Origin of the sequence: Dyadobacter luticola, assembly GCF_005860805.1 — a bacterium.
In the GTDB taxonomy this organism is placed as follows: Bacteria; Bacteroidota; Bacteroidia; order Cytophagales; family Spirosomataceae; genus Dyadobacter; species Dyadobacter luticola.
Genome location: NZ_VCEJ01000010.1, coordinates 1 through 20,898, shown reverse-complemented (window position 1 = coordinate 20,898; position 20,898 = coordinate 1). Strand labels below are relative to the sequence as shown.

Annotated in this window: 20 protein-coding genes; 9 read left to right on the top strand and 11 right to left on the bottom strand. The window is 47.5% G+C overall.

Features of this window, described 5'->3' with window-relative positions; genetic code table 11:
* Window positions 1-26: 26 nt before the first annotated feature.
* Both FEN17_RS26805 and FEN17_RS26800 read right to left on the bottom strand, forming a co-directional pair.
* On the bottom strand, window positions 27-308 hold the full coding sequence (locus FEN17_RS26805) for a Txe/YoeB family addiction module toxin (RefSeq protein WP_138368510.1): 282 nt from the start codon (window positions 306-308) through the stop codon (window positions 27-29).
* Window positions 290-550 carry a type II toxin-antitoxin system Phd/YefM family antitoxin gene (locus tag FEN17_RS26800; RefSeq protein WP_138368509.1) on the bottom strand — a complete coding sequence of 87 codons (261 nt, stop codon included), beginning with the start codon at window positions 548-550 and terminating at the stop codon, window positions 290-292. Before FEN17_RS26800 ends, FEN17_RS26805 begins: the two co-directional genes overlap by 19 nt.
* A gap of 110 nt (window positions 551-660) precedes the next feature.
* Here FEN17_RS26800 and FEN17_RS28015 point away from each other — a divergent pair, with 110 nt between their 5' ends.
* On the top strand, window positions 661-807 hold the full coding sequence (locus tag FEN17_RS28015; RefSeq protein ID WP_138368535.1) for a helix-turn-helix transcriptional regulator: 147 nt from the start codon (window positions 661-663) through the stop codon (window positions 805-807).
* Window positions 808-837: 30 nt separating this feature from the next.
* Here the strand turns inward: FEN17_RS28015 and FEN17_RS26790 are convergent, their stop codons facing one another.
* The 4 genes from FEN17_RS26790 to FEN17_RS26775 all read right to left on the bottom strand — a co-directional run bounded on the left by FEN17_RS26790 (window position 838) and on the right by FEN17_RS26775 (window position 4,309).
* Window positions 838-1,665 (bottom strand): hypothetical protein, encoded by an 828-nt coding sequence (locus tag FEN17_RS26790; RefSeq protein ID WP_138368508.1) that lies wholly within the window; start codon window positions 1,663-1,665, stop codon window positions 838-840.
* Entirely contained in the window at window positions 1,666-2,709 is a 1,044-nt protein-coding gene (locus FEN17_RS26785) for a PDDEXK nuclease domain-containing protein (protein ID WP_138368507.1), read from the bottom strand.
* Complete coding sequence (locus FEN17_RS26780; RefSeq protein WP_138368506.1) at window positions 2,706-3,128, bottom strand: helix-turn-helix domain-containing protein; 423 nt, start codon at window positions 3,126-3,128, stop codon at window positions 2,706-2,708. The genes FEN17_RS26785 and FEN17_RS26780 overlap by 4 nt, the downstream gene beginning before the upstream one ends.
* Window positions 3,129-3,409: 281 nt before the next feature.
* Entirely contained in the window at window positions 3,410-4,309 is a 900-nt protein-coding gene (locus tag FEN17_RS26775) for a helix-turn-helix domain-containing protein (protein WP_138368505.1), read from the bottom strand.
* A gap of 224 nt (window positions 4,310-4,533) precedes the next feature.
* Between FEN17_RS26775 and FEN17_RS26770 the strand changes: the two genes are divergently transcribed.
* The 5 genes from FEN17_RS26770 (at window position 4,534) to paoC (ending at window position 10,370) form a co-directional block, all read left to right on the top strand.
* Window positions 4,534-5,517 (top strand): aldo/keto reductase, encoded by a 984-nt coding sequence (locus FEN17_RS26770; protein WP_138368504.1) that lies wholly within the window; start codon window positions 4,534-4,536, stop codon window positions 5,515-5,517.
* 61 nt (window positions 5,518-5,578) lie between these two features.
* Window positions 5,579-6,340 (top strand): SDR family oxidoreductase, encoded by a 762-nt coding sequence (locus tag FEN17_RS26765; protein ID WP_138368503.1) that lies wholly within the window; start codon window positions 5,579-5,581, stop codon window positions 6,338-6,340.
* 189 nt (window positions 6,341-6,529) lie between these two features.
* Window positions 6,530-7,174 carry an aldehyde dehydrogenase iron-sulfur subunit PaoA gene (gene paoA, locus FEN17_RS26760; RefSeq protein ID WP_138368502.1) on the top strand — a complete coding sequence of 215 codons (645 nt, stop codon included), beginning with the start codon at window positions 6,530-6,532 and terminating at the stop codon, window positions 7,172-7,174.
* A 45-nt stretch (window positions 7,175-7,219) separates the two neighbouring features.
* Entirely contained in the window at window positions 7,220-8,170 is a 951-nt protein-coding gene (locus tag FEN17_RS26755; RefSeq protein ID WP_138368501.1) for an FAD binding domain-containing protein, read from the top strand.
* Between the two features lies 1 nt (window position 8,171).
* Window positions 8,172-10,370 carry an aldehyde oxidoreductase molybdenum-binding subunit PaoC gene (gene paoC, locus FEN17_RS26750; protein ID WP_138368500.1) on the top strand — a complete coding sequence of 733 codons (2,199 nt, stop codon included), beginning with the start codon at window positions 8,172-8,174 and terminating at the stop codon, window positions 10,368-10,370.
* A 45-nt stretch (window positions 10,371-10,415) separates the two neighbouring features.
* Here the strand turns inward: paoC and FEN17_RS26745 are convergent, their stop codons facing one another.
* The gene (locus tag FEN17_RS26745; protein ID WP_138368499.1) at window positions 10,416-11,600 is read right to left on the bottom strand and encodes an FG-GAP repeat domain-containing protein; all 1,185 of its coding nucleotides are present in this window, start codon (window positions 11,598-11,600) and stop codon (window positions 10,416-10,418) included.
* Between the two features lie 155 nt (window positions 11,601-11,755).
* Between FEN17_RS26745 and FEN17_RS26740 the strand changes: the two genes are divergently transcribed.
* Window positions 11,756-12,871, top strand: a complete 1,116-nt coding sequence (locus FEN17_RS26740) for an alpha/beta hydrolase-fold protein (protein WP_138368498.1) — start codon at window positions 11,756-11,758, stop codon at window positions 12,869-12,871.
* Window positions 12,872-12,908: 37 nt separating this feature from the next.
* On the opposite strand, the gene FEN17_RS26735 is transcribed toward FEN17_RS26740, so the two are convergent.
* A complete protein-coding gene (locus FEN17_RS26735; RefSeq protein ID WP_138368497.1) occupies window positions 12,909-16,418 on the bottom strand; it encodes a choice-of-anchor Q domain-containing protein in 3,510 nt (1,169 codons plus the stop codon).
* A gap of 46 nt (window positions 16,419-16,464) precedes the next feature.
* Window positions 16,465-16,743 (bottom strand): hypothetical protein, encoded by a 279-nt coding sequence (locus tag FEN17_RS27580; protein WP_205748198.1) that lies wholly within the window; start codon window positions 16,741-16,743, stop codon window positions 16,465-16,467.
* Between the two features lie 16 nt (window positions 16,744-16,759).
* On the opposite strand from FEN17_RS27580, the gene FEN17_RS26730 reads away from it, so the two are divergent.
* Together FEN17_RS26730 and FEN17_RS26725 are read left to right on the top strand one after the other, a co-directional pair.
* Window positions 16,760-18,172, top strand: coding sequence for a sensor histidine kinase (locus tag FEN17_RS26730; protein WP_138368496.1), 1,413 nt, complete (start codon window positions 16,760-16,762; stop codon window positions 18,170-18,172).
* Complete coding sequence (locus FEN17_RS26725; protein WP_229209012.1) at window positions 18,169-18,855, top strand: LytR/AlgR family response regulator transcription factor; 687 nt, start codon at window positions 18,169-18,171, stop codon at window positions 18,853-18,855. Before FEN17_RS26730 ends, FEN17_RS26725 begins: the two co-directional genes overlap by 4 nt.
* A 151-nt stretch (window positions 18,856-19,006) precedes the next feature.
* On the opposite strand, the gene FEN17_RS26720 is transcribed toward FEN17_RS26725, so the two are convergent.
* Window positions 19,007-20,119, bottom strand: a complete 1,113-nt coding sequence (locus FEN17_RS26720) for an NAD(P)-binding domain-containing protein (protein WP_138368495.1) — start codon at window positions 20,117-20,119, stop codon at window positions 19,007-19,009.
* Between the two features lie 162 nt (window positions 20,120-20,281).
* The coding region (locus tag FEN17_RS26715; protein WP_138368494.1) for an ATP-binding cassette domain-containing protein at window positions 20,282-20,898 on the bottom strand (617 nt) is incomplete at its 5' end.

The following is a 20,898-nucleotide window of genomic DNA, read 5'->3' as shown; positions in this document are numbered from 1 at the left end:
GTTGCGTGATTCGATTCATATGCAGACTACTTATCGTCATAATGTCCTCTTGCGGCAATTACAACGACGGTAACAGTTTGTTCAATGATCTGATAAACCAGGCGATGCTTCTTATCAATGCGCCTCGACCATAATCCGGCAAGATTGTTTTTGAGCTGCTCGGGCTTGCCGATTCCGCTATACGGATTTTCACCAAGTTCTTCGAAAATGCGTTCAATACGTTTTAACAGTGACTTGCCGCCAGATTTATGTAGGTAGGAAAGGTCTTTTTTTGCTTTGTCAGTGACGGTTACAGAATATCTGCCCATATATTTTTAAGGTCGCGAATGGAAGTCACTCTTCCAGCCTTCACGTCCTGGATGCCTTCTTTAATGGCATTTAACATTTGCGGGTCAGAAAAAAAGACATCAGTTTCAGTACTTTCATCAATGGGCGTGAGTAAAACTGACTTTTTATTCTTTCCCCGGTGAATGATCACCCGTTCCTTCTCGGCCAGATCCAGATAATCCTTCTGCTTCCCCCGAAATTCCCTGGCAGTTATAATTCTCATGGGTGTACGAATTTGTGTACACGAAGATAGGTAGTTTTTGGAATTTTTTGGCAAAAATTGATGTGAAAGAGGCGAAACTTGCCTTGACCAATTGCGAAAGCTCGGTATGACTGAAAAAGGATTTAGCAGAGAAATTGAAGGTAACGCCCCAGACAGTGAGTTCCTGGGTTAAGGAGACTAGTAATTTTACGATTGAGACGATTGTTCGGATTGAGGAGGTTTTGGGGGTTGAGTTGATTGGGGTTAGGGTGGGGTGATTCCGATTACTTGCCTTATATATACACCCTTTATCGGATTTTGTTTAATGCATCAATTTCTTTTTTAATCGATTTCTTAAGCTCAGTGAGATCTTCAAAGTGTGTGAGATTTGTGGCTCTATCGTGCATGTCAATAAACTCGTCTTTCCTGAAATTTGCAAACTGAATAGTTTTTATAACACTTCCTTTATGGTCTAAAATATCATAAATCCATTTCTCAGTTTTTAGATACATGTCTGTTTCGATTGACACATCTATTTTTGGAGTTGACTTCGAGTCAAAAAATTTAAATTCATAGGTTACCTTCATATTTACCACATCATGAGTGTATCCAGTAAAACCTTGTGCTAAATTAAACCCTTTAACAAGTTTAAATTTATGATATACCTTTTGCTCCGGGAAGAGATTATGAATAATTCTTGTGTTCTTATAAAGTAACAGCCTGTAAGTATTTGTAATACTTTGCGCATCAATATAGATACCTATATAGAGATCAAAATAGTCGGGACGAATGTTTTTGTCTTTGTTTAGGTTTTCTGGACAATAGATCGCCTCTGCAATTATCAAATAGTAAAATATCGGTGGATGGTAAAAGCTAAACTTCGTACTTTCAGTCATGCTGCCACTTTCAGACCACGTAGCGCCTTTCCTAATTGGATTATGACGCTTGTAGATGTGTTGATACCCAGTATGCTCATCTCCATTAAATAGAATTAACTGCTTATCCAGGGAAATCCGCATTATGTCTGTTTTTTTGATGCCCGGATGGTGTAGATTCGGTATTTGATATTGAGGATCAGTAGCATCATATAATATGAAGCCGATTTCCTCAAACGTTAGCAATGAATCTTCTTCCATTTATTTTAACTGCTTGTCTCCTTTCATCTGTATTTCAAGAGCCCGCCTCTCCCGCTCAACCTCCGCAATTAACTCTTCCTCAGTCGGCAGATAAAGCATATACTTGGTAGCGAACAATTGCTTGCTATCATTCAAAATACTATACTTTACAACCGTTTCATCTTTTTCAGTACAAAGAATAATTCCGATTGTAGGATTGTCATCAGCCTGTTTTTTCAGATCATCAAACATGCGGATGTACATATCCATTTGCCCAGTATCCTGATGCGTCAACTTTCCCGTTTTCAAATCAAAAAGAATAAAACATTTAAGAAGGTAATTATAGAAAACCAGATCAATATAAAAATGACTAGTTTCTGTACTGATCCTGAATTGTCTTCCTACAAATGAAAATCCTTTTCCTAATTCGAGTAAAAATTGCTGCAAGTTTCCGATTAATGCTTTTTCAATGTCCTGCTCCAATACATTTACTGGCTCGGGAATATTTAGAAATTCGAAAACGTAAGGGTCTTTTATAAAATCCTTCGCGAAAATTTTATCGGAATCTTGCTTGTGAATTAAGATCTCTGACTTCGTTTGAGAAGAAATCAAGCGCTGATAATAATGGGAATTGATGTTGCGCTCCAACGTCCGTGTACTCCACATTTGATCGGCGCACTCTTTTAGATAATATTTTCTTGCTTCTGGATTTTCTATCCGCATTATCAGCCGGTTGTGGCTCCATGATAATTTGCTACACACTGCGTAGCAAATTGATTCATCAGGATAGGTAAGGTAAAACTGTCGGAAATTTCGAATATTGGCGTAGGAAAATCCCTTTCCCAATTCGGCTGTCAGCGCCACGGAAAGCGTTTTCAAGATCGCCTCGCCATACGCAGCTTTTTGTTCTCCATGCTGCTCTTCCTCGACGATGCGCCTGCCCATTTTCCAGTAGGCTATCACCATTTCACTATTTACCGCACTATAAGCTTTTTGACGAGCCAGCAGTAAAATTTCAACAACATCCTGAATCAATGATGCTGTCGGGACGTTGGTTGCACTCATCGCTGCAATAATTTCTCCAACCGCCCCATCATCTCATCCTTCTCCTTCAACATCCGCTCATACAAAGCAATCTTCTCATCATGAAGCTGAATCATTTTGTCGATTGGATGGATTGTTGAGTTGTTGAAAACCGAGGCTGGCTGAGCACAATTATCAAAAGTATTATTTGAAATAATGTTGATTGCCTGCTGCTCATCAAAGTTCCGAATCGCCTCAGCCGGGATTTTCAGAATCGCTGCAACTTGCTCCAAAATATCATTATCAATCTTTTCTCTTTGTTCAAGAAGTGAGACTTTCTGTTGGTTCCAGTCTTCGCCAAGCTCAAAGGCGAGGGCCTCTTGTTTTACCGACATCATCTCTCTGAATCTCTTCAAATTACGGCCTTCATGGATCTTTGGATTGGAGTTAGTATGTGTCATACAGTGGACGGTTTTTGTAAAAAAGGCAATTTATGTAAATCCGGCGGGAAGCGCAGGGATATTTTACAGCCCTTGCCTGTGTAAATTACCGGGTTCAACGGTCGGCGCAGGTCTATTCTTGCAAGGCGCGTGCTGTGATCCGCGTGTGCACAATCGACTCGTCAGTTGCAAAGAGTTCATCAAGCGCCTGATAATCTGCTTGCTAATGTCGGCTTATCGTAATCATCTTCCACTTCCGATAAGATTAATTCAAGGTGGTCATCGTTTTCGATCGATGCACCTTAGTTCAAATTTTGAAGTCCCCGGAATGCATTTGGCGTCTGACCTACGTGCTGTTTGAAAAGCCTTGAAAAATGCTGGGGATATTTAAATCCCATTTCAAATGCGATCTCGCTTACGGTTTTGGTATGGTCAAAAATCTTTTCTTTGGCCACATCGATCAGTTTGGCCTGAATATAGTCCTGCGCCGTTTGCCCGGTTTCTTTTCGGACCAGGTCGCCGAAATACTTTGTTGAAAGGTTAAGTTCGTTAGCGAAATAAGCTACCGAAGGTAACCCGATTGCACCGGGCTTGTCTGACAAAAAGTAGTTAGTCAAAAGTGCCTCAAATCGCTCAATAATCCCTTTATGCACCGTTTCGCGGGTGAGAAATTGCCGGTCGTAAAAGCGTTTGCAGTAGTCCAGAAACAGTTCGATATTGGAAACGATCAGCTTCCTGCTGTGGTGGTCGAGGGCATGTTCGAGCTCATACCTGATTTTTGCAAAACAGTCCATCACAATTTGCCTTTCCCGCTCGGAGATATGCAAAGATTCGTGGGTCTGGTAGCGAAAAAAGTTGTATTCGTGGATGTGCTGGTTCAAGGAGGTGCCGTGCAGCAGATCGGGATGAAAAACGAGCGCGTGGCCGTTCGGCCTGTATAGTTCGTTTTCAAGACCCACCACCTGACCCGGCGCAAAGAATACGAGTGTACCTTCCTGATAATCGTAATGCTGCTTGCCATAACGAAGGTCGCCACATGCTACTCCTTTCAGCATCACAAAGTACAGCCCCAAATACATGGTTTTGAGCTGGCGCGCCTCAGCTTTGGACAGGTCTACCACCGTCGCCAAAGGATGCAGCGTTTCGTGCTGGTTGAATGCATTGTATTCACTTACAGAGTCAAATCGGATCTGATTTTCCATCGTCTTTTTTGTTAACAGATACCAAATTACTGAATTCAAACGCGCTCGACTACATACTCATGATGAATCTGGAACATTGGTATAAATATCAGGAATATGTATACAAAGCGATCGCAAAAATGGCTTGAACTTTGTGGTACAATCATTGAAGTTCAAAGGCTAAAATGATGTGACGGTCTTCGAAGCGGCTGGTAATTAATTGATGATTTTGGTAGAATAAAAATATGGAAAAGCGAAAATTAGGAAATACTGGACTGGAAGTTTCTGCGGTTGGCCTGGGTTGCATGGGGCTGAGCTTTGGTTATGGGCCTGCAACTGAGAAGCAGGAAGCCATTAAGCTGATCCGCGCAGCTGCGGAGCGGGGCGTCACTTTCTTTGATACGGCCGAGGCATATGGACCATATGTGAATGAAGAATTGCTGGGCGAGGCTTTGCAGCCCTTTCGCAAAGCGGTAGTGATTGCGACCAAATTCGGCTTTGTCGGAGGGGTGCCAGCCAAGGGACTCGACAGCCGGCCCGAAAACATCCGTGCAGTGGCGGAAGCGTCTTTAAAACGTTTACGGACGGATGTCATAGACCTGTTTTACCAGCATCGGGTGGATCCCAATGTTCCGATTGAAGATGTTGCCGGAACCGTGAAGGATTTGATCAGCGAAGGAAAAGTGAAGCATTTCGGCCTTTCGGAAGCAGGCGTAGCGACCATTCGCCGCGCACATGCCGTCCAGCCGGTTGCTGCATTACAAAGTGAATATTCGCTTTGGTGGAAAGAGCCCGAGGCCGAAATACTGCCCGCATTGGAAGAACTTGGAATTGGCTTTGTGCCATTCAGCCCGCTGGGAAAAGGGTTTCTTACAGGCAAAATAAACGTCGACACCAAGTTCGATCAAAGCGATTTTCGTAACAAGGTCCCTCGTTTTGCAGAGGAAAACAGGAAGGTAAACCAAAACCTGGTGGATTTGCTGGGGCAGATTGCAATGCAAAAACAAGCCACTGCTGCACAAGTTGCACTGGCCTGGCTGCTGGCTCAGAAACCATGGATCGTCCCCATTCCGGGAACCACCAAAATCCACCGGCTCGAAGAAAATCTGGGTGCAGTCAATATTCAGTTGAGCGAAAGCGATTTGAGCGAAATCAATGCAGCAGTGTCTCAAATTAAAATCATGGGTGCGCGCTACCCGGCAGAAATGCAAAAACAAGTTGAGCGGTAACGCACCGCCATTTTTGTTGGAAACAGACGCAGAATAGCATTTTAATTCAGTAAAAAGTAAAATCAGATTATCAATTAGTATAGAAAATATCAGAGGAAAAGTAGTCTTAATTACCGGCGCGAGCAGTGGAATGGGTGAAGCAGCCGCAAAGTATCTGGCGGCGCTGGGGGCAACTGTTGTGCTGGGCGCTAGAAGAGCGGATAAAATTGAAAAGCTTTCAAAACAAATCAATGACATTGGCGGAAAATCCCTCGCCATTGCCGTGGATGTGACCAAAAGGGAGCAGGTGAAGCAGTTCGTCGATTCGGCAGTGGAGCATTTCGGACGGGTGGACGTCATCGTGAACAACGCAGGCATCATGCCGCTATCGCCGATCGACCGCCTGAATGTCGATGAGTGGGACACGATGATCGATGTGAACATCAAGGGTGTGCTGAATGGCATTGCCGCTGTCCTGCCTTATATGAAACAGCAGAAATCGGGCCAGATCATTAATACTTCTTCTGTGGCGGGACATAAAATATTCGGCGGTTCTGCGGTTTATTCCGCTACCAAGTTTGCCGTGCGCGCATTGAGCGAGGGGTTACGGATGGAAGTGAAGCCTTACAATATCCGCACCACAATCGTTTGTCCCGGCGCGGTGAAGACCGAATTGCTCGATCATATTACCGAGGTTGATATCCAGAAAGCCAACCAGGATTACGTGGGAACCGTAGGAATCAGTCCCGATAGTTTTGCGCGCGTGGTGGCCTTCGCGATCAGTCAGCCGGACGATGTAGATATCAATGAAGTGATCTTCCGGCCGACCGCGCAGGAACTATAACAACTCCTTCGAATAGTTTGATATTCATAAGCAATTGGTTGATATCCTACATTCTCCGCAGGAGGGATAGTTTATATTGGCAGGATTAAAATAGTGCAGAATAATCACGATTTTGTGACTACGACTTAGTTTACTTTTACACGGTATAGCTATTGTAAGTCAACAAGTTATACGCAAATGGGCGAAACTATGAAAGAAGAAAATTCAGCAGGCAACATCAGCCGGCGCGAAATGCTGGCGGGGACTGCCATTGCAGTCACTACGCTGGCTCTTACCAAGGTTACCGGAGTAGAGGCTGCGTCACCGCCGCAGGCTGTTGTGCCGGTTGTTTCGGCTGAGGTATCGTTTACTGTGAACGGAAAAATTCAGAAACTTGAAATCGATACCCGGACAACATTGCTGGATTCGCTCCGGGAACATTTGCATCTTACAGGCACCAAAAAGGGTTGTGATCATGGACAGTGTGGTGCCTGCACGGTGCTTGTCAATGGAAAGCGTATCAATTCATGCCTTTCGCTCGCATTGCAGCACGAGAATGATTCGATCACAACCATCGAGGGGCTGGGAACACCGGAAAAGCTCCACCCGATGCAGTCGGCATTTATCAAACACGACGGATACCAATGTGGCTATTGCACGCCAGGGCAAATCTGCTCGGCCGTGGCTGTTCTGGAAGAGATAAAGGCAGGCATCCCCAGCCATGCCAGTGGCGATCTGAATGCTGAGATGTTGTTTACCAATGCAGAATTCAGGGAACGGATGAGCGGGAATATCTGCCGGTGTGGCGCATACTCCAACATTGCCGAGGCAGCAGCGGAAGTTGCAGGAGCATAAGGCAGATAAAGACTGCCGCATTTTCACGAAAAGACATTTCATCCCATGAAATCATTCACATACCAGCGCGTGACTACGCCAGCCGAGGCGGCAGCAGCAATTGCCGATAAGCCCGGTGCTAAATTTCTGGCAGGGGGCACGAACCTGCTCGACCTAATGAAATTGCAGATTGAGACACCAGCCCACCTGATCGACATTGGCCGGATCGGTTTGGACAAAATTGAGCCAACAGCGAATGGCGGCCTGAGAATTGGCGCGCTGGTCAGCAATACGGACCTTGCAGCAGACCCAAAAATCCGAAAAGACTATGGCGTTTTATCCAGGGCTTTGCTTGCAGGCGCTTCCGGGCAGCTCCGTAATAAGGCAACAACGGCAGGCAATCTTTTGCAGCGCACGCGGTGCCCTTATTTTTATGATACCAACCAGCCATGCAACAAACGCGTGCCTGGCAGCGGGTGTGCAGCTATCGCCGGATTTAGCAAGCAACTGGCCGTCATTGGCAGCAGCGATGCCTGCATTGCGACCCATCCCAGCGATATGGCTGTGGGCATGATGGCCCTGGATGCAGTGGTTGAGACAATCAATCCTGCCGGCAAAACCCGTCAGATCCCCATTTCGCAATTATATCGTTTGCCGGGGAAAACGCCACATCTGGAAACCAATCTGGAAAAGAATGAGCTGATCACATCCGTGGTGTTGCCTGCGCCGGTCGGTGGAACGCATATCTATCATAAAGTTCGTGACCGCGCTTCTTACGCATTCGCGCTGGTGTCGGTTGCCGCCATTTTATTTAAAGATGGAAGCGGGAAAATAGCCATTGGAGGCGTTGCTCCAAGGCCGTGGCGCGTTCCGGGTGCAGAAAAGCTGATTCCATCGGGGGCAAAGGCGTTTGCTGCCAAACTGATGGAAGGCGCCAGGCCTACCCAGGACAATAAATATAAACTCGCTCTGGTAGAGCGTACAATTGAACTAGTCTTAAAAGAAGGGAAAAGCTGATATGAAATTCGACAAACCAGCGGGGCAAAACCCCATCGATCAATTGAAAGTCGTTGGCAAGCCCACCGACCGCATTGAAGGCCCTTTGAAAACAACCGGCACGGCCAAATATGCTTATGAATACAATGAGCAGGTTACCAATCCTGCCTATGGGTATATTCTGGGTGCGGCCATTGCGCGCGGAACCATTACCCGCATTGACCAAACTGCCGCCAAAGCTGCGCCCGGCGTGCTGGCGATCGTCACGGCTGCGAACGCCGGTCCGCTGCAAACAGGTAAGTTTTACGTCAGCCGTTTTCTGGCCGGACCGCAGGTTGACCATTACCATCAGGCGGTAGCAATTGTCGTGGCTGAAACTTTTGAACAGGCAAGGTCAGCAGCCGCGCTTTTGAAGGTTGAATACAAAAAACAAGCAGGCGATTATGATCTGGAAGCTTCAAAAGGTAGCGCCCAGCCTCCTAACCCAGGTCCATACACGCCTCCGGGTGAAACGCTTATAGGCGATTTTGAGGGTGCGTTTAAGGCGGCTGAGGTAAAAATAGATCAAACCTACTCGACGCCCGACCAGGCGCATGCGATGATGGAGCCTCACGCCACTATCGCCAAATGGGATGGTGATAAACTTACCTGCTGGTGCACCATCCAGCAGCTCAATTGGGGCATCCGCGACCTTGGGGTCATTTTGGGTATACCCAAAGAAAATGTGCGGCTTATCTCAGCTTACATTGGTGGTGGCTTTGGGGGGAAAGGGACAGTACTTTCGGATCTGGTAGCGGCAAGTCTGGCCGCGCGCGCTGCTGGCCGGCCGGTAAAGCTGACATTGCAGCGTCCTTTGATGTTCAACAACACCATCCACCGTCCGAAAACCATTCAGCGAATAAGAATAGGGGCAAAGCAGGACGGTACCATTACGGCAATCGGTCATGAAAGCTGGTCGGGGAACCTGCCGGGAGGCATGACCGAATCAACTATTGCATCCACGCGTCTCTTGTATGCGGGCGCTAACAGGCTCACCAGGCTCCGGTTGGCTGTTTTGCATCTTGTTGAGGGCAGCGCCATGCGGGCACCGGGAGAGGCATCGGGTATGATGGCGCTGGAAATCGCGATGGATGAAATGGCCGAAAAACTGCAAATGGACCCGGTCGACTTCCGGATCAAAAATGATACACAGGAAGACCCCGAGAAGCCGGGACGTAAGTTTTCGACCCGTAAACTGGTCGAGTGCCTGCGAGAGGGAGCTGATAAATTTGGCTGGGAGCGCCGAAATGCTAAACCGGGTATAATCAGGGAAGGCGATTGGCTCATTGGGATGGGCGTGGCAGCGGCTATGCGGGGTGCACCCATTACTAAATCCGCTGCACGTGTAAGACTGGACAGCAGCGGAAAGATCACTGTGGAAACCGACATGACCGACATCGGTACGGGAAGCTACACGATTATCGCGCAGACAGCCGCAGAAATGATGGGCGTCGGGATCGATCAGGTTCAGGTGAAGCTTGGGGATTCGTCCTTCCCCGAGTCATCAGGTTCAGGCGGGCAGTGGGGCGCGGCTTCTTCCACTTCCGGCGTATATGCGGCCTGCATGAAACTGAGGGAGGCAGTAGCTGGTAAGCTTGGTTTCGATGTGGAAAAAGCACAGTTTTCGGATGGTCGTATTACGGTTGGTGACCGCAGCGCTGCTTTGGCAGATGCGGCAAAAAATGGGGAGCTTGTTGCAGAGGATACGATGACTTACGGCGAACTCTCAAAAGAATATGCGCAGGATACCTTCGGGGCGCATTTTGTGGAAGTGGGCGTGAATGCATTTACATATGAGATCCGTGTAAGAAGAATGCTGGCAGTGTGCCACGCAGGCAGGATTTTGAATCCAAAGGCGGCGCGTAGCCAGGTAATCGGCGCGATGACCATGGGCGTAGGCGCAGCATTGATGGAGGAAATGGTCGTTGACAAAAAGGTTGGCTTTTTTGTAAATCATGACCTGGCGGGATACGAAGTTCCTGTTCATGCAGACATCCCGCACCAGGAAGTAATCCTTTTGGAAGATATAGACCCGACGATGTCACCGATGAAAGCCAAAGGCATTGGTGAGCTGGGCATTGTGGGCGTGGCGGCAGCCGTGGCGAATGCGGTTTATAATGCGACCGGCATCCGGGTCAGGGATTATCCTGTTACGCTGGATAAGCTTTTGAGGGCAGTCTGAGTTCGTGTAGGAGGCCGTCACCTGCGGCTCTCCTACTCATATACTTCATTTCGTCTTTGACTTGACATGGCCAAAGTATAAGACATTGGTAGCTTCTGAGCGGGCAGCGGCGATGTCTGGGATGCCATCTTCATTGAAATCAGCAATCGCAAAACCATATACGTCACCTTTTGAATCACCGAAGGAAATTGTTTTGAAATGGAGGCCTGTTCCATCATTATAAAACACTTTTGACTGCGCTTGTTTGTGGCCCACAAAGACATCCATTTTCCCATCGCGGTTCAAATCGGCTATCGCCAATGCATAAGGAGCAGAATGTGAATCCGCCAAGGAAATACCAGCAGAAAACTGGGTATTATTTTGTCCAAAATAAAGATTTACTCTCTTGAATTCGTCAATCGTTACAATGTCCGGCAGACTATCTCCATTAAAATCTGCAACTGCCGCGGCGCGAATGCTGGCGTCAGCAGGACCGAATGGTATTCGATGCGCATCTGAAAAATCCATATCCGGACTGCCGGGATATAAGTAACTCTGGCCGCCGTCACGATGCGGCACGACCAGATCAACAAATCCATCTTTATTAAAGTCGGCAGGCGTGATGGTTGTAGCCGGATACGACGCAAATGCGATAGGGCTGCTGTTAAATTTTCCTTTGCCCTGGTTGAGACAAATATAATTTGACGTTGGAGATTTGCCCCTGTTCGCCAAAATGAGATCCGGCAAGCCATCCTTGTTGATATCAGCAATAGATAAATTCCGTGTCGGCCACTCCGGGCGCCCGAATTCGGAGCCAATGGTAAAATTGCCTTTACCATCATTCAGGTAAATCAGTTTTCTGTCCGGGGTGTCATTGCTGATTGCGATATCCAAGAAGCCGTCTCCATTAAAATCAGCCAGGCCGCCCGTGTAGGAGCGGTCTGCTATTTCACCCAGGCTGTAAGATTTACGAATCCCACCCGCTCCATCACCCAAAAGAACCCTGTCAATAATAGGCCAGTGTCTACCCTTTACCAACAGAATGTCGAGATGACCATCACTATCCAGATCACCAAAACTTACATTCGCCGTTGTGTCTGATTTGGTTTCCAACAGTAAAGTCTGATCAAAGTCAGGAAAATCATTCCCTGTCTCTTGCTGCTTATTACCAGCTGTGGGAATATTCGCCTGGGCAAGCGCTTTTTGACCAAGGATACTGAATAACCAGAAAATGAGAAAGTGGAATTTCATAGAATCGAATGGGAGTGGACGTGCACTTAAAATTAGTCTTTTAGAACTGTCTAACAAATGTTCGCCGCCCCTGACATCCTTTACTCAAACCACTATTGAGAAAATCAGCAAAATAAAGTAGGTTTTTCATCTGACCACTTTTACCAGAAACTCTCATGAACAAACACTGTTTTACACTCCTTCTGGCAGCCTCCCTCACGCTGGGAGCCGCCTGGGCGCAGGTGGAAAAGCCGGCTATTAAGGACGACTTCAAGCCTTGCGAACTGAATCAGCCCGGCCAGGAATATCCGCAGGTGAATTCTCAGGGATATGTCCGTTTTCGCATCAAAGCACCGCAGGCAGATAGTGTAAGGGTAAGCCTGGGTTTGGGTGGGAGAGGAGGTACCAGACTCACCAAGGATGCGGAGGGTTTTTTCACCGGAACCACGGAGGGTCCTATGGACGAGGGCTTTCATTATTACCACCTGAATGTTGATGGAGGGACCTTTAATGATCCGGGTACACTCAACTATTACGGCTCGGTTCGCTGGGAAAGCGGGATTGAAATACCGGCGCATGACCAGGATTTTTATCAGTTGAAAAATGTGCCTCACGGCCATGTGCAACAGGTATTGTTCCCATCTAAAAGCACAAATACTTCCCGTCGTGCATTTGTTTATACCCCGCCCGGCTATGAAAAGGGTAACAAACGCTATCCGGTACTGTATCTACAACACGGTTGGGGAGAAGACGAAACGGCGTGGAGCAACCAGGGACACGCGAACCTGATTATGGACAACCTGATTGCCGACGGCAAAATCGAACCATTTATCATAGTGATGACCTACGGAATGACCAACGAAGTGAAATTCGGAAAGATCAAAGAATTTAAGATCGAACCTTTCCAGACCGTGCTGGTTGACGAGCTGATCCCCTATGTGGACGCTACTTTCAGGACATTAGCCAGCCGCGACAAACGCGCGATGGCGGGTTTGTCGATGGGAGGAATGGAAACCCGGAACATTACGGTCAACAAGCCAGATGTTTTCGGCTACTATGCATTGCTCAGCGGGGGCGTGTACTCGCCGGAAGATCTGAAAGACAAAACCAAACCCAAGCTTGTTTTCCTCAGCGCAGGCAGTAAAGAGAAACCCGACGGCGTGCGGAATGCGGCTGCCGCGCTTAAAACGGCTGGATATAATTCAGTTTCCTACATTTCCGAGGGTACAGCGCACGAGTTTCTGACCTGGCGCCGCAGCCTCTATCAGATGGCCCCGCTTTTATTTAAATAGCATTACTAACCCAAAAAATGCCGACTTATCCCAAAGCCTATTGAACCACCAGCCGGTGTACGCGCAGCGTGCCCCGTTCTTCCACGCTGAGCAAATAAATTCCACTGGTAAACAGGCTGCCGGTCCTGATGACCGTGCTCGCCGAGCTGCTGGCGGACCGGGTTAAGCTTATCTCGAGACCAGTGACTGAATACAGCCGTAACACCGCGCTGGACGGTTCGTCCAGATTCAGGGTAAATTGCCGGCCAACAACCGGGTTTGGGTAAACCCCATAATTACCCTCGATGATCACCGATTTGGCCGAATAAGTGTGGCTGCTGCCGTCTAGATCCACCTGTTTCAAGCGGTAATAGCTGGTGCCTTGATAGGGATTTGTATCAACAAACCGGTAAGCCTGAGAAACATTGCTGGTACCTCCCACATCGCTTACCTGCCCCACTGACTCGAAGTTTTTGAGGTCTTTGCTGCGCTCGATCAGGTACGCTTTATTGTTCCACTCCGAGGCTGTTTGCCATTTAAGCAGCACGGTGTGGTCTGGCTGAACCTGCGCTGTGAAGCTTACCAGAGATACGGGCAAAGCAGCGGCGTCGAACTCATAGGCACCCATATCGATGCGCCCTTCATCGAAACGGGTATGACCCGCGAGGTCGGAATTTCCATTAGTAGTGCTGGTGCTGTTGGGGTCACCTGCGTTAATAGCCTCGGAACCAGCCCGTAGCCTGGTGTCAGTAGCGCTTACAAACGGTAAAATGGTGGTAGTGAGGTTGCCTGTGCCAAGGCTGTAGCCTGTCACCGAAACCTCAAACAGACAGTAACTGGTCGTGATTGAAGCGTTGGGGCCGTAATAGAAGGTGTTGGCCCCGCCATTACCCCATACGACGCAGTTGGTCATTACTGGACGGCTACTGCCCTGATAACCAACGTTTCCCATTGCCCCGCCGAAGGTAGCCGAGTTAGCCTGAAATGAGCAGTTGATCAAGCTGGGACTACTCTTTCCCCTTACACTTCCATCGTTGTAAATGGCTCCACCGCGATTGGCAGCATTGCTCTGGAAGACACAGTTGATAAAGGTGGGATTACTATTGCCGTCAGTATAACCCCCGTTATATACGGCTCCTCCCGAATTGTCGGCCTTGTTGCTGAGGAACATACAGTTCCGAACCAGGGGGCTGCAGCTGTTGCTGGCACCATTACCGTTGTTGAGCATCCCTCCGCCCGAATCATCGGGTAAATTGCCATTGGCATTGCTGCCGGTGATGAGGAAACCATCGAGTACGGCCGAGTTGTTCAGGCCGGCGGGGTTGTTGAAAACGTGGTAACTGTTATCGGTATCGTCACCATCGGTGCCAATGTCACCACTTAAAATAGTCGATAGCGGATATTTAAGTACCCGTTGGTTCAGGGCGGTTTCAGTACCCTTAAAGCCTCCGTAAATATGCACCCCATTCTTCATCGAGAAGCTAATGCTGCGGTTGGTGGTGGTGGGTTTATATGTACCAGCCGCTACCCAGACCTGCTCCGCACCGATATAGTCGATCTGACTTTGCAGATCCCCGCTGGCATCGGTCCAGCTGTTACCGCTGCCCGATGCACCCGCCATGACGTAGCGTATAGGTGTAGACGATGCTACGTTCAGAACGTAGGCCGCACTCACCCCGGAGCAACTGCCATCGGTGGCACTAACGGTAACCGAAAAACTACCTACCTCCGTAGGCGCACCAGTCAGCGTGCCATTGTAAGCCAGAGCCAGTCCCGCGGGCAAGCTGCCGCTGGCCAGGGTGTAATTATAGAGGCTGCCCGGCCCGGCTGTTCCCCCCGAAGCAGTGAAAGACTGACTGAAAGCTATCCCTACCGTCGCCGTATTCACGCTTGGAACGGTGATGGCAAGGCCCTTTGTAGACTGATACTCATAGGCTCCCATATCAACCCGTCCGTCGAAGATGCGGGGATTGCCCGCCAGATCACTATCAACGCCCGCGATACCAGCAGCCGAGTTTAACCCCGCGTTAACAGCCGGGCTGCAACCGAAGAGCGTCGGATCGGTGGCGCTGGCAAAGGGTGAGTCGGTTACTTTAATATTACCCGTGCTGCCCGAATAACCCTGTACCGAGTTATCTAATACGGTATAAGTAGCTGAGACAGTTGTCGCCCGGTTCCAGAATGTTTTGGCCCCTCCATTGCCAAACAGTACACAGTTGATCAGCGTGGTATTCGACACATAACCATTGCCATAACCATTGCCAACGATCGCGCCCCCGTTGAAGCCTGCAGTATTGGCTTGAAATGTACAGTTGGTCAATAATAATTCGATTTCACCTTCCCAGACACTACTCGTATAAATAGCCCCGCCATAGGCAGCGGTATTGGCTTGAAACAAACAGTTGGTAAGCTTAGGCCTACCCATATTATCCCCACGAACATAACCGATTAGGTTGAAAATGGCCCCTCCACCGCTGTCTGCTGAATTAGTCTGAAACACGCAGTTACGAATAAGTGGACTGCTGTTGCCATTAAAATCCCCGTTATTGAAAATGGCTCCGCCCTGATTCGTTGCATGATTATTCTTAAACGAACAGTTCGTCAGCACAGGGCTGCTAACACCATCATCGCTCTGACCATTGTTATAAACAGCCCCGCCGGATGTGGCACGGTTGTCCTCGAAAGCGCAGTTCGATATTTCCGGGCTACTCGTTCTTCCTCTAAACCCGTACCCATCATTATATATGGCCCCACCAGCGTCAGCCGAATTGGCCTGAAAAAGGCAGTTAGTCAGTTTGGGCTGGATGTTGGAGCCAGATCCTCCAACATTACAGATAGCTCCGCCATTTCCGGAAGCGGTATTATTCCTGAAAACACAGTTGGTTAGTACAGGGCCGCTTACGTCCGAGCTGACGCCGTTGTAGATGGCCCCGCCGGAGGCAGCTGAATTATCCAGAAACAAGCAGTTGTTGATTGCGATAGATGGCTGCCCAAGATTACAAATTCCCCCGCCAATATTCTGTGGCTCCTGGGCTGTTCCTGGTTCGCTGGCATTGCCACCTGTAATAACAAAGCCGTCCAGTACTGTAATGCTGGTTGCTCCGAGGCGATTCAGGATGACGTGGAAGCTATTATCCTCCGGATCACTTGTATCGCCAATTTCACCGGAAAGAATGGTGATCGAAGGGGTGGTCTGGTTAATGGCCGGGCGCTCATTCAGAGAAGTTTCATTACCAACAAAGCCCCCATACATGTTCACCCCAGTTTTCATGGTAAAGCTGACAGCACGATCCGTGTTCGCATCTCCACCAGGTTTGTACGTACCCGCGGCCACCCATATTTCATCCCCGGAATGAGCAGCATTGATCACTGCCTGCAAATCGCCGCTGGCATTAGCCCAGTAACTGGCCCCTGAACCTATTCCATTTACCTTTACATAAAATATGGAAGCCAGCGCACCAGACGAAACGCTGGTCAGAAATAAAACAAGCAGGCAGCAAGCTGCGGCGCGCAAAGAGACATGAAACAGGAAATTCGTTCTTTTTGCAGGAAGTAAACGTTGAGTCATCTAGTATGGAAAGAGGAAGTTTTAAGATTTTGCAAAGGACTACTTTTCATTCTAGATAACCCAGACGTATATTCTTAGTCAGAAAATTATATTTTTCCAATATTGGTTTTGATAGTTTGTCTTTTTCACAGCCTTCTAAATGGCTGACGAAAATGTAAAAACAGTTTAGTCCATTTAATTTAAAAATCATGAACAGCAATTCACGAATAACTAGTAAGGGTTCAGAAACCAGCAAGGCGTTGGCGGATGTTAATTGATGGATTTCACACCTAAAAATGGCTTTCCATCCCACTTGTTTTTCTGACAATAAGATAGCGGCTAACATTGTATAAAAAAAAGCTATGCAAATCCGTAAAACTGAGCTTTTGATAGCAACCGCGCTTTACAGTTTCATTGTCTACATGAATGTGCTAAGCACTTACAAGCCGAACGCGATTTATATCAATTATCGCCTGCTCCCGCAATTTTCGGTGATAGCAATCGTCTTTGCTTCTTATTTTGCGATTAATCACTTTATCCTCCCCCGCTATTTGCCAAAACAAGAATGGCTCCGCATTGTCCTGGCGTCCTCATTGACAGTTTTGGCTATTACAGGCGTTTTTACACTTTCTCACCATTTTTTTTATTTTGATACCCGGCCGTCTTATCAGGAAAGTTTTCTAAACATTTTACCTTCGGTTGGATGGACAGTATCACTCCTCGCTACCTACGAGATATTGAAAAATCTGGTGATTTACTTGCAAGAGCAAAAAACACCCAGGCACCGTCTACTAGGACAAATTCTTGTAGCGGGCTCTGTTTGGGCAATGATTTCTCTGTTTTTTATCATCACTGATAACTATCATTTCGGAGCATTGTGGATTTCACTTATGCCGTTTGCTTATATCGTTTACCAGTTCAATCTGAAATGGCTGTTGCCAAAGATTAATAGGAATCAACTCAAAAAAAATATTTACACGCTCAACGGGCTGCTTACCATTGCACTTGTGTGGTTAGTATTTTTTATTGTATGGACGCTGATGCCACCTAGTGTGCTCGTTGGCACCTATTTAGGGCTGAGTATCCTGTTTTTATTGATCGCTCTACTTCTATCCTCGTTTTTTTACAAACAGAATCAGGATCGTGAGCAATTCTCAATACTGAAAAGGGAGCTTGGCAAATCGTCTGCCGACCTTTCCTCACTTCGCTCCCAGATTAATCCACACTTTTTGTTCAATATTTTGAATGCACTTTACGGAACCGCATTGGAAGAAAAGGGCGCGCGAACGAGTGAAGGCATACAAAAATTAGGCGATATGATGCGATTTATGCTTTTTGAAAATACCCTTGATTTTATTCCGCTGGAACGTGAAATTTCTAACCTCAGGGATTATATTCACCTTCAAAAGTTGCGGCTTGCCGGTTTACCGGAAATCAACATTGAGGTAACTTACCCGCAAGGCCAGATGCAGGAAAAGATTGCGCCGATGTTGCTCATTCCGTTTGTTGAAAATGCTTTCAAGTACGGAATCAGTCTGAAAAATCGCTCTTGGATCCACATTTCCGTGGCTTATACACACGGCGCGCTGAACTTCGACATTTATAACAGTACGCACCATCAAAACTTACACGATCCGGAGAAGAACAGCAGTGGAATTGGATTGGAAAATGTCCGTCGACGTTTAGAAATGATTTATCCTGACCAATATACGCTTAGTATAAGTCAATCGCCTATTGAGTATTTTGTACATATGACCCTCAAACTCGAAAGATGATCAAAGCAGTAGCATTAGACGATGAGCCTGTTTCCCTAAGCATCATTCAGTCCTTTGCAAAGGAGGTCCCGTTTTTGAGTTTGGAGAAAACATTTACGGAGACGTCTGACGCGGCGTGTTATTTCGCCGCTAATACCGCCGATTTATTATTTCTTGATATTCGGATGCCTGACATATCCGGAATAGATTTTTTCCAATCACTCGCAAATAAGCCGATGCTTATTTTTACGACGGCATTTATGGAACATGCTGTAAGAAGTTATGAGTTGGAAGCAATCGATTATTTACTGAAGCCTTTTTCAAGAGAGCGCTTTCAAAAGGCTTGCATGAAAGCAAGAGATTTTACTGAACTAAAAAACGATCCAACTTTAAAAAGTCTTCCTTTCATTTTTGTCAAATCAGGCTACGAGCAAATTAAGATACATTTGGAGGAAATTGTCTATATAGAAAGTTCTGGGAACTACGTACACTTTGTGTTGCAGGACAAGAAAATCTTGAGCAGACTTACCATGCAGGAGGTAATCAATTTACTATCTCCAAATTTTTTCATACGTACACATCGCTCATTTCTTATTGCAAAAGCGAAGATTACGCGCATTGAGAAAAACCGGGTTCACGCCGGGAAGCATGCAATCCCAGTCGGAAATATGTACGCCGAAAACCTTCATGCGCTATATAGATAGGCTACAATTTCTCTGACAAGGCATTTAATTAGATTTAAGAAACAACGCCTCTTATGATAGGCTGCCTTGGACAGATTAAATATTTGAAATAATATAATCGCTTTCTCCTCATCAAAATTCCGAATCACCGCAGCCTCCAAAAGGCCGATTATTACCTACTAACAACACCTCTATCATTCACTGCAAGACCTAACGTAGCCATTAACTCGCGGGCTGCTACTGAGCCGGCGCGGTTGGCGCCAATGGTGGATGCAGACGGGCCGTATCCGGGTAAGTGGATGCGCGGTTCTTTCGCGACCATGGTGGCTAGCCGGCCGGACATGATAATGCCACCGGTTTCTTCCCTTGGTAAAACGGATTCCAGATGTGCCAATGCGCCCCGGAACCCGGTGTTCCACAGAATTACATCGGCCTTTTCTTCCCGGCCGTCTTCCCATTTAACGCCGTCCCTGGTGATTTCGCTGAACATCGAAACGCGGTTAAGCACGCCCCTGCGTTTCATATCTTCTACTTCGGGCGAAAGTGGTAGACCGGTGATGGAAACCACAGAGGAAGGAATCAGCCCTTTTCTTACCCTTTCATCCACCATTGCCACGGCACGATGGCCTGCCACGTCGTCGAAAGGACCTTCCCGAAAAACAGGGGGACGACGGGTAACCCACGTTGTAGTCGTTATTTTTGAAATCTGATCGAGCAATTGTATGGCAGATATGCCACCGCCGACCACTACAACGTGCTTTCCCTTGAAATAATCAGCCGTTTTAAAATCTTTCGTATGCAGCTGCTCCCCGGCGAAAAGTTCAGCTCCCGGGTAAGACGGGATGTAGGGGTTTTCCCAGGTACCGGTGGCATTGATGATTCCCAACGCAGAAAAGAGTGTTTCCGACGAATTGATATAGAAGCGATCATTGTGAAGGTAAACTTTTTCCACCTTCAACGGGCGATAGACCCGGATCCCAAATTTTTGCTCATAAAGCTGAAAGTAATGTGGCACAGCAATGTTGGCCTGTACCGTCTCGCTGGCTTTTTCGAGCGTTTCCGCAAAAGACATTCCGGGCAGATCATGGATCCTGTTTACTGTACTCAAAGTAAGTGATGGCCAACGATCTTGCCATGCTCCACCCGCCGACGGCGCGGCATCAAGTACTATGAAATCTGGCCCTATCTCCAACCCCAGCTTCTTCAAATGATAAGCTGCGGATAGTCCGGCTTGTCCGGCACCAATGACCACGATTTTCGTCTTGTATCGGATTTTATCTGGCATTTGTAAATCTAACTAAGATCTCGCCAAATTTGAGAAGATAGATCTGGTAAAACAACTTGCATTTAAGGCAGGATAGATCATTAAGTCAGAGGCCACATTGCCAAAACCGTCAAGGCCAATTCGCGTCTTACTTCGCTCCTGCGTTTCAGGGCGTTACTTCCATCAGAAATTTGCTGCCAGATATTTCCCCGTCTGACTTGCTGGTTCACCCGCAACAGTTTCTGCCGGACCGCACACAACGATCTCACCGCCTTCATCTCCGGCACCCGGCCCGACGTCGATCACCCAGTCGCTGTTTGCGACTACGTGCATATCGTGTTCGATGACAATAACCGTATTTCCCTGATCAACCAGCTTGTTGAGCTGAATAAGTAAATTGTCCACATCGGAAGGGTGCAGCCCGGTTGTGGGTTCATCCAAAACATATAATGTGTTTCCATGCTGGGCTCGTTGTAGTTCTGTGGCGAGCTTTATCCGCTGCGCCTCACCTCCCGAAAGCTCGGTGGCCGGTTGCCCAAGACGCAGGTATCCCAGACCAACCTGACGAACAACATCCAGCGCCCGCTTAATCTGAGGTTCGGACTCAAAAAAGTCAAATGCCTCATCCACCGTCATGGCAAGTACCTGAGCAATGTTTTTATCATCGTAGGTAATTTCCAAGGTCTTCTCATTGTAACGACTTCCATGACATACCGGGCACGGCGTATAAACACTCGGAAGAAACAAAAGCTCAACCATCACAAAGCCTTCGCCCTCGCACTTCGGACAGCGTCCTTTCG

What these genes read in the sequence shown, in the direction of transcription:
- FEN17_RS26805 (WP_138368510.1), bottom strand. Translation starts at nt 308, where the DNA reads ATGGGCAGATATTCTGTAACCGTCACTGACAAAGCAAAAAAAGACCTT.
- FEN17_RS26800 (WP_138368509.1), bottom strand. Translation starts at nt 550, where the DNA reads ATGAGAATTATAACTGCCAGGGAATTTCGGGGGAAGCAGAAGGATTAT.
- FEN17_RS26790 (WP_138368508.1), bottom strand. Translation starts at nt 1,665, where the DNA reads ATGGAAGAAGATTCATTGCTAACGTTTGAGGAAATCGGCTTCATATTA.
- FEN17_RS26785 (WP_138368507.1), bottom strand. Translation starts at nt 2,709, where the DNA reads ATGAGTGCAACCAACGTCCCGACAGCATCATTGATTCAGGATGTTGTT.
- FEN17_RS26780 (WP_138368506.1), bottom strand. Translation starts at nt 3,128, where the DNA reads ATGACACATACTAACTCCAATCCAAAGATCCATGAAGGCCGTAATTTG.
- FEN17_RS26775 (WP_138368505.1), bottom strand. Translation starts at nt 4,309, where the DNA reads ATGGAAAATCAGATCCGATTTGACTCTGTAAGTGAATACAATGCATTC.
- FEN17_RS26770 (WP_138368504.1), top strand. Translation starts at nt 4,534, where the DNA reads ATGGAAAAGCGAAAATTAGGAAATACTGGACTGGAAGTTTCTGCGGTT.
- paoA (WP_138368502.1), top strand. Translation starts at nt 6,530, where the DNA reads ATGAAAGAAGAAAATTCAGCAGGCAACATCAGCCGGCGCGAAATGCTG.
- FEN17_RS26755 (WP_138368501.1), top strand. Translation starts at nt 7,220, where the DNA reads ATGAAATCATTCACATACCAGCGCGTGACTACGCCAGCCGAGGCGGCA.
- paoC (WP_138368500.1), top strand. Translation starts at nt 8,172, where the DNA reads ATGAAATTCGACAAACCAGCGGGGCAAAACCCCATCGATCAATTGAAA.
- FEN17_RS26745 (WP_138368499.1), bottom strand. Translation starts at nt 11,600, where the DNA reads ATGAAATTCCACTTTCTCATTTTCTGGTTATTCAGTATCCTTGGTCAA.
- FEN17_RS26740 (WP_138368498.1), top strand. Translation starts at nt 11,756, where the DNA reads ATGAACAAACACTGTTTTACACTCCTTCTGGCAGCCTCCCTCACGCTG.
- FEN17_RS26735 (WP_138368497.1), bottom strand. Translation starts at nt 16,418, where the DNA reads ATGACTCAACGTTTACTTCCTGCAAAAAGAACGAATTTCCTGTTTCAT.
- FEN17_RS27580 (WP_205748198.1), bottom strand. Translation starts at nt 16,743, where the DNA reads ATGTTAGCCGCTATCTTATTGTCAGAAAAACAAGTGGGATGGAAAGCC.
- FEN17_RS26730 (WP_138368496.1), top strand. Translation starts at nt 16,760, where the DNA reads ATGCAAATCCGTAAAACTGAGCTTTTGATAGCAACCGCGCTTTACAGT.
- FEN17_RS26725 (WP_229209012.1), top strand. Translation starts at nt 18,169, where the DNA reads ATGATCAAAGCAGTAGCATTAGACGATGAGCCTGTTTCCCTAAGCATC.
- FEN17_RS26720 (WP_138368495.1), bottom strand. Translation starts at nt 20,119, where the DNA reads ATGCCAGATAAAATCCGATACAAGACGAAAATCGTGGTCATTGGTGCC.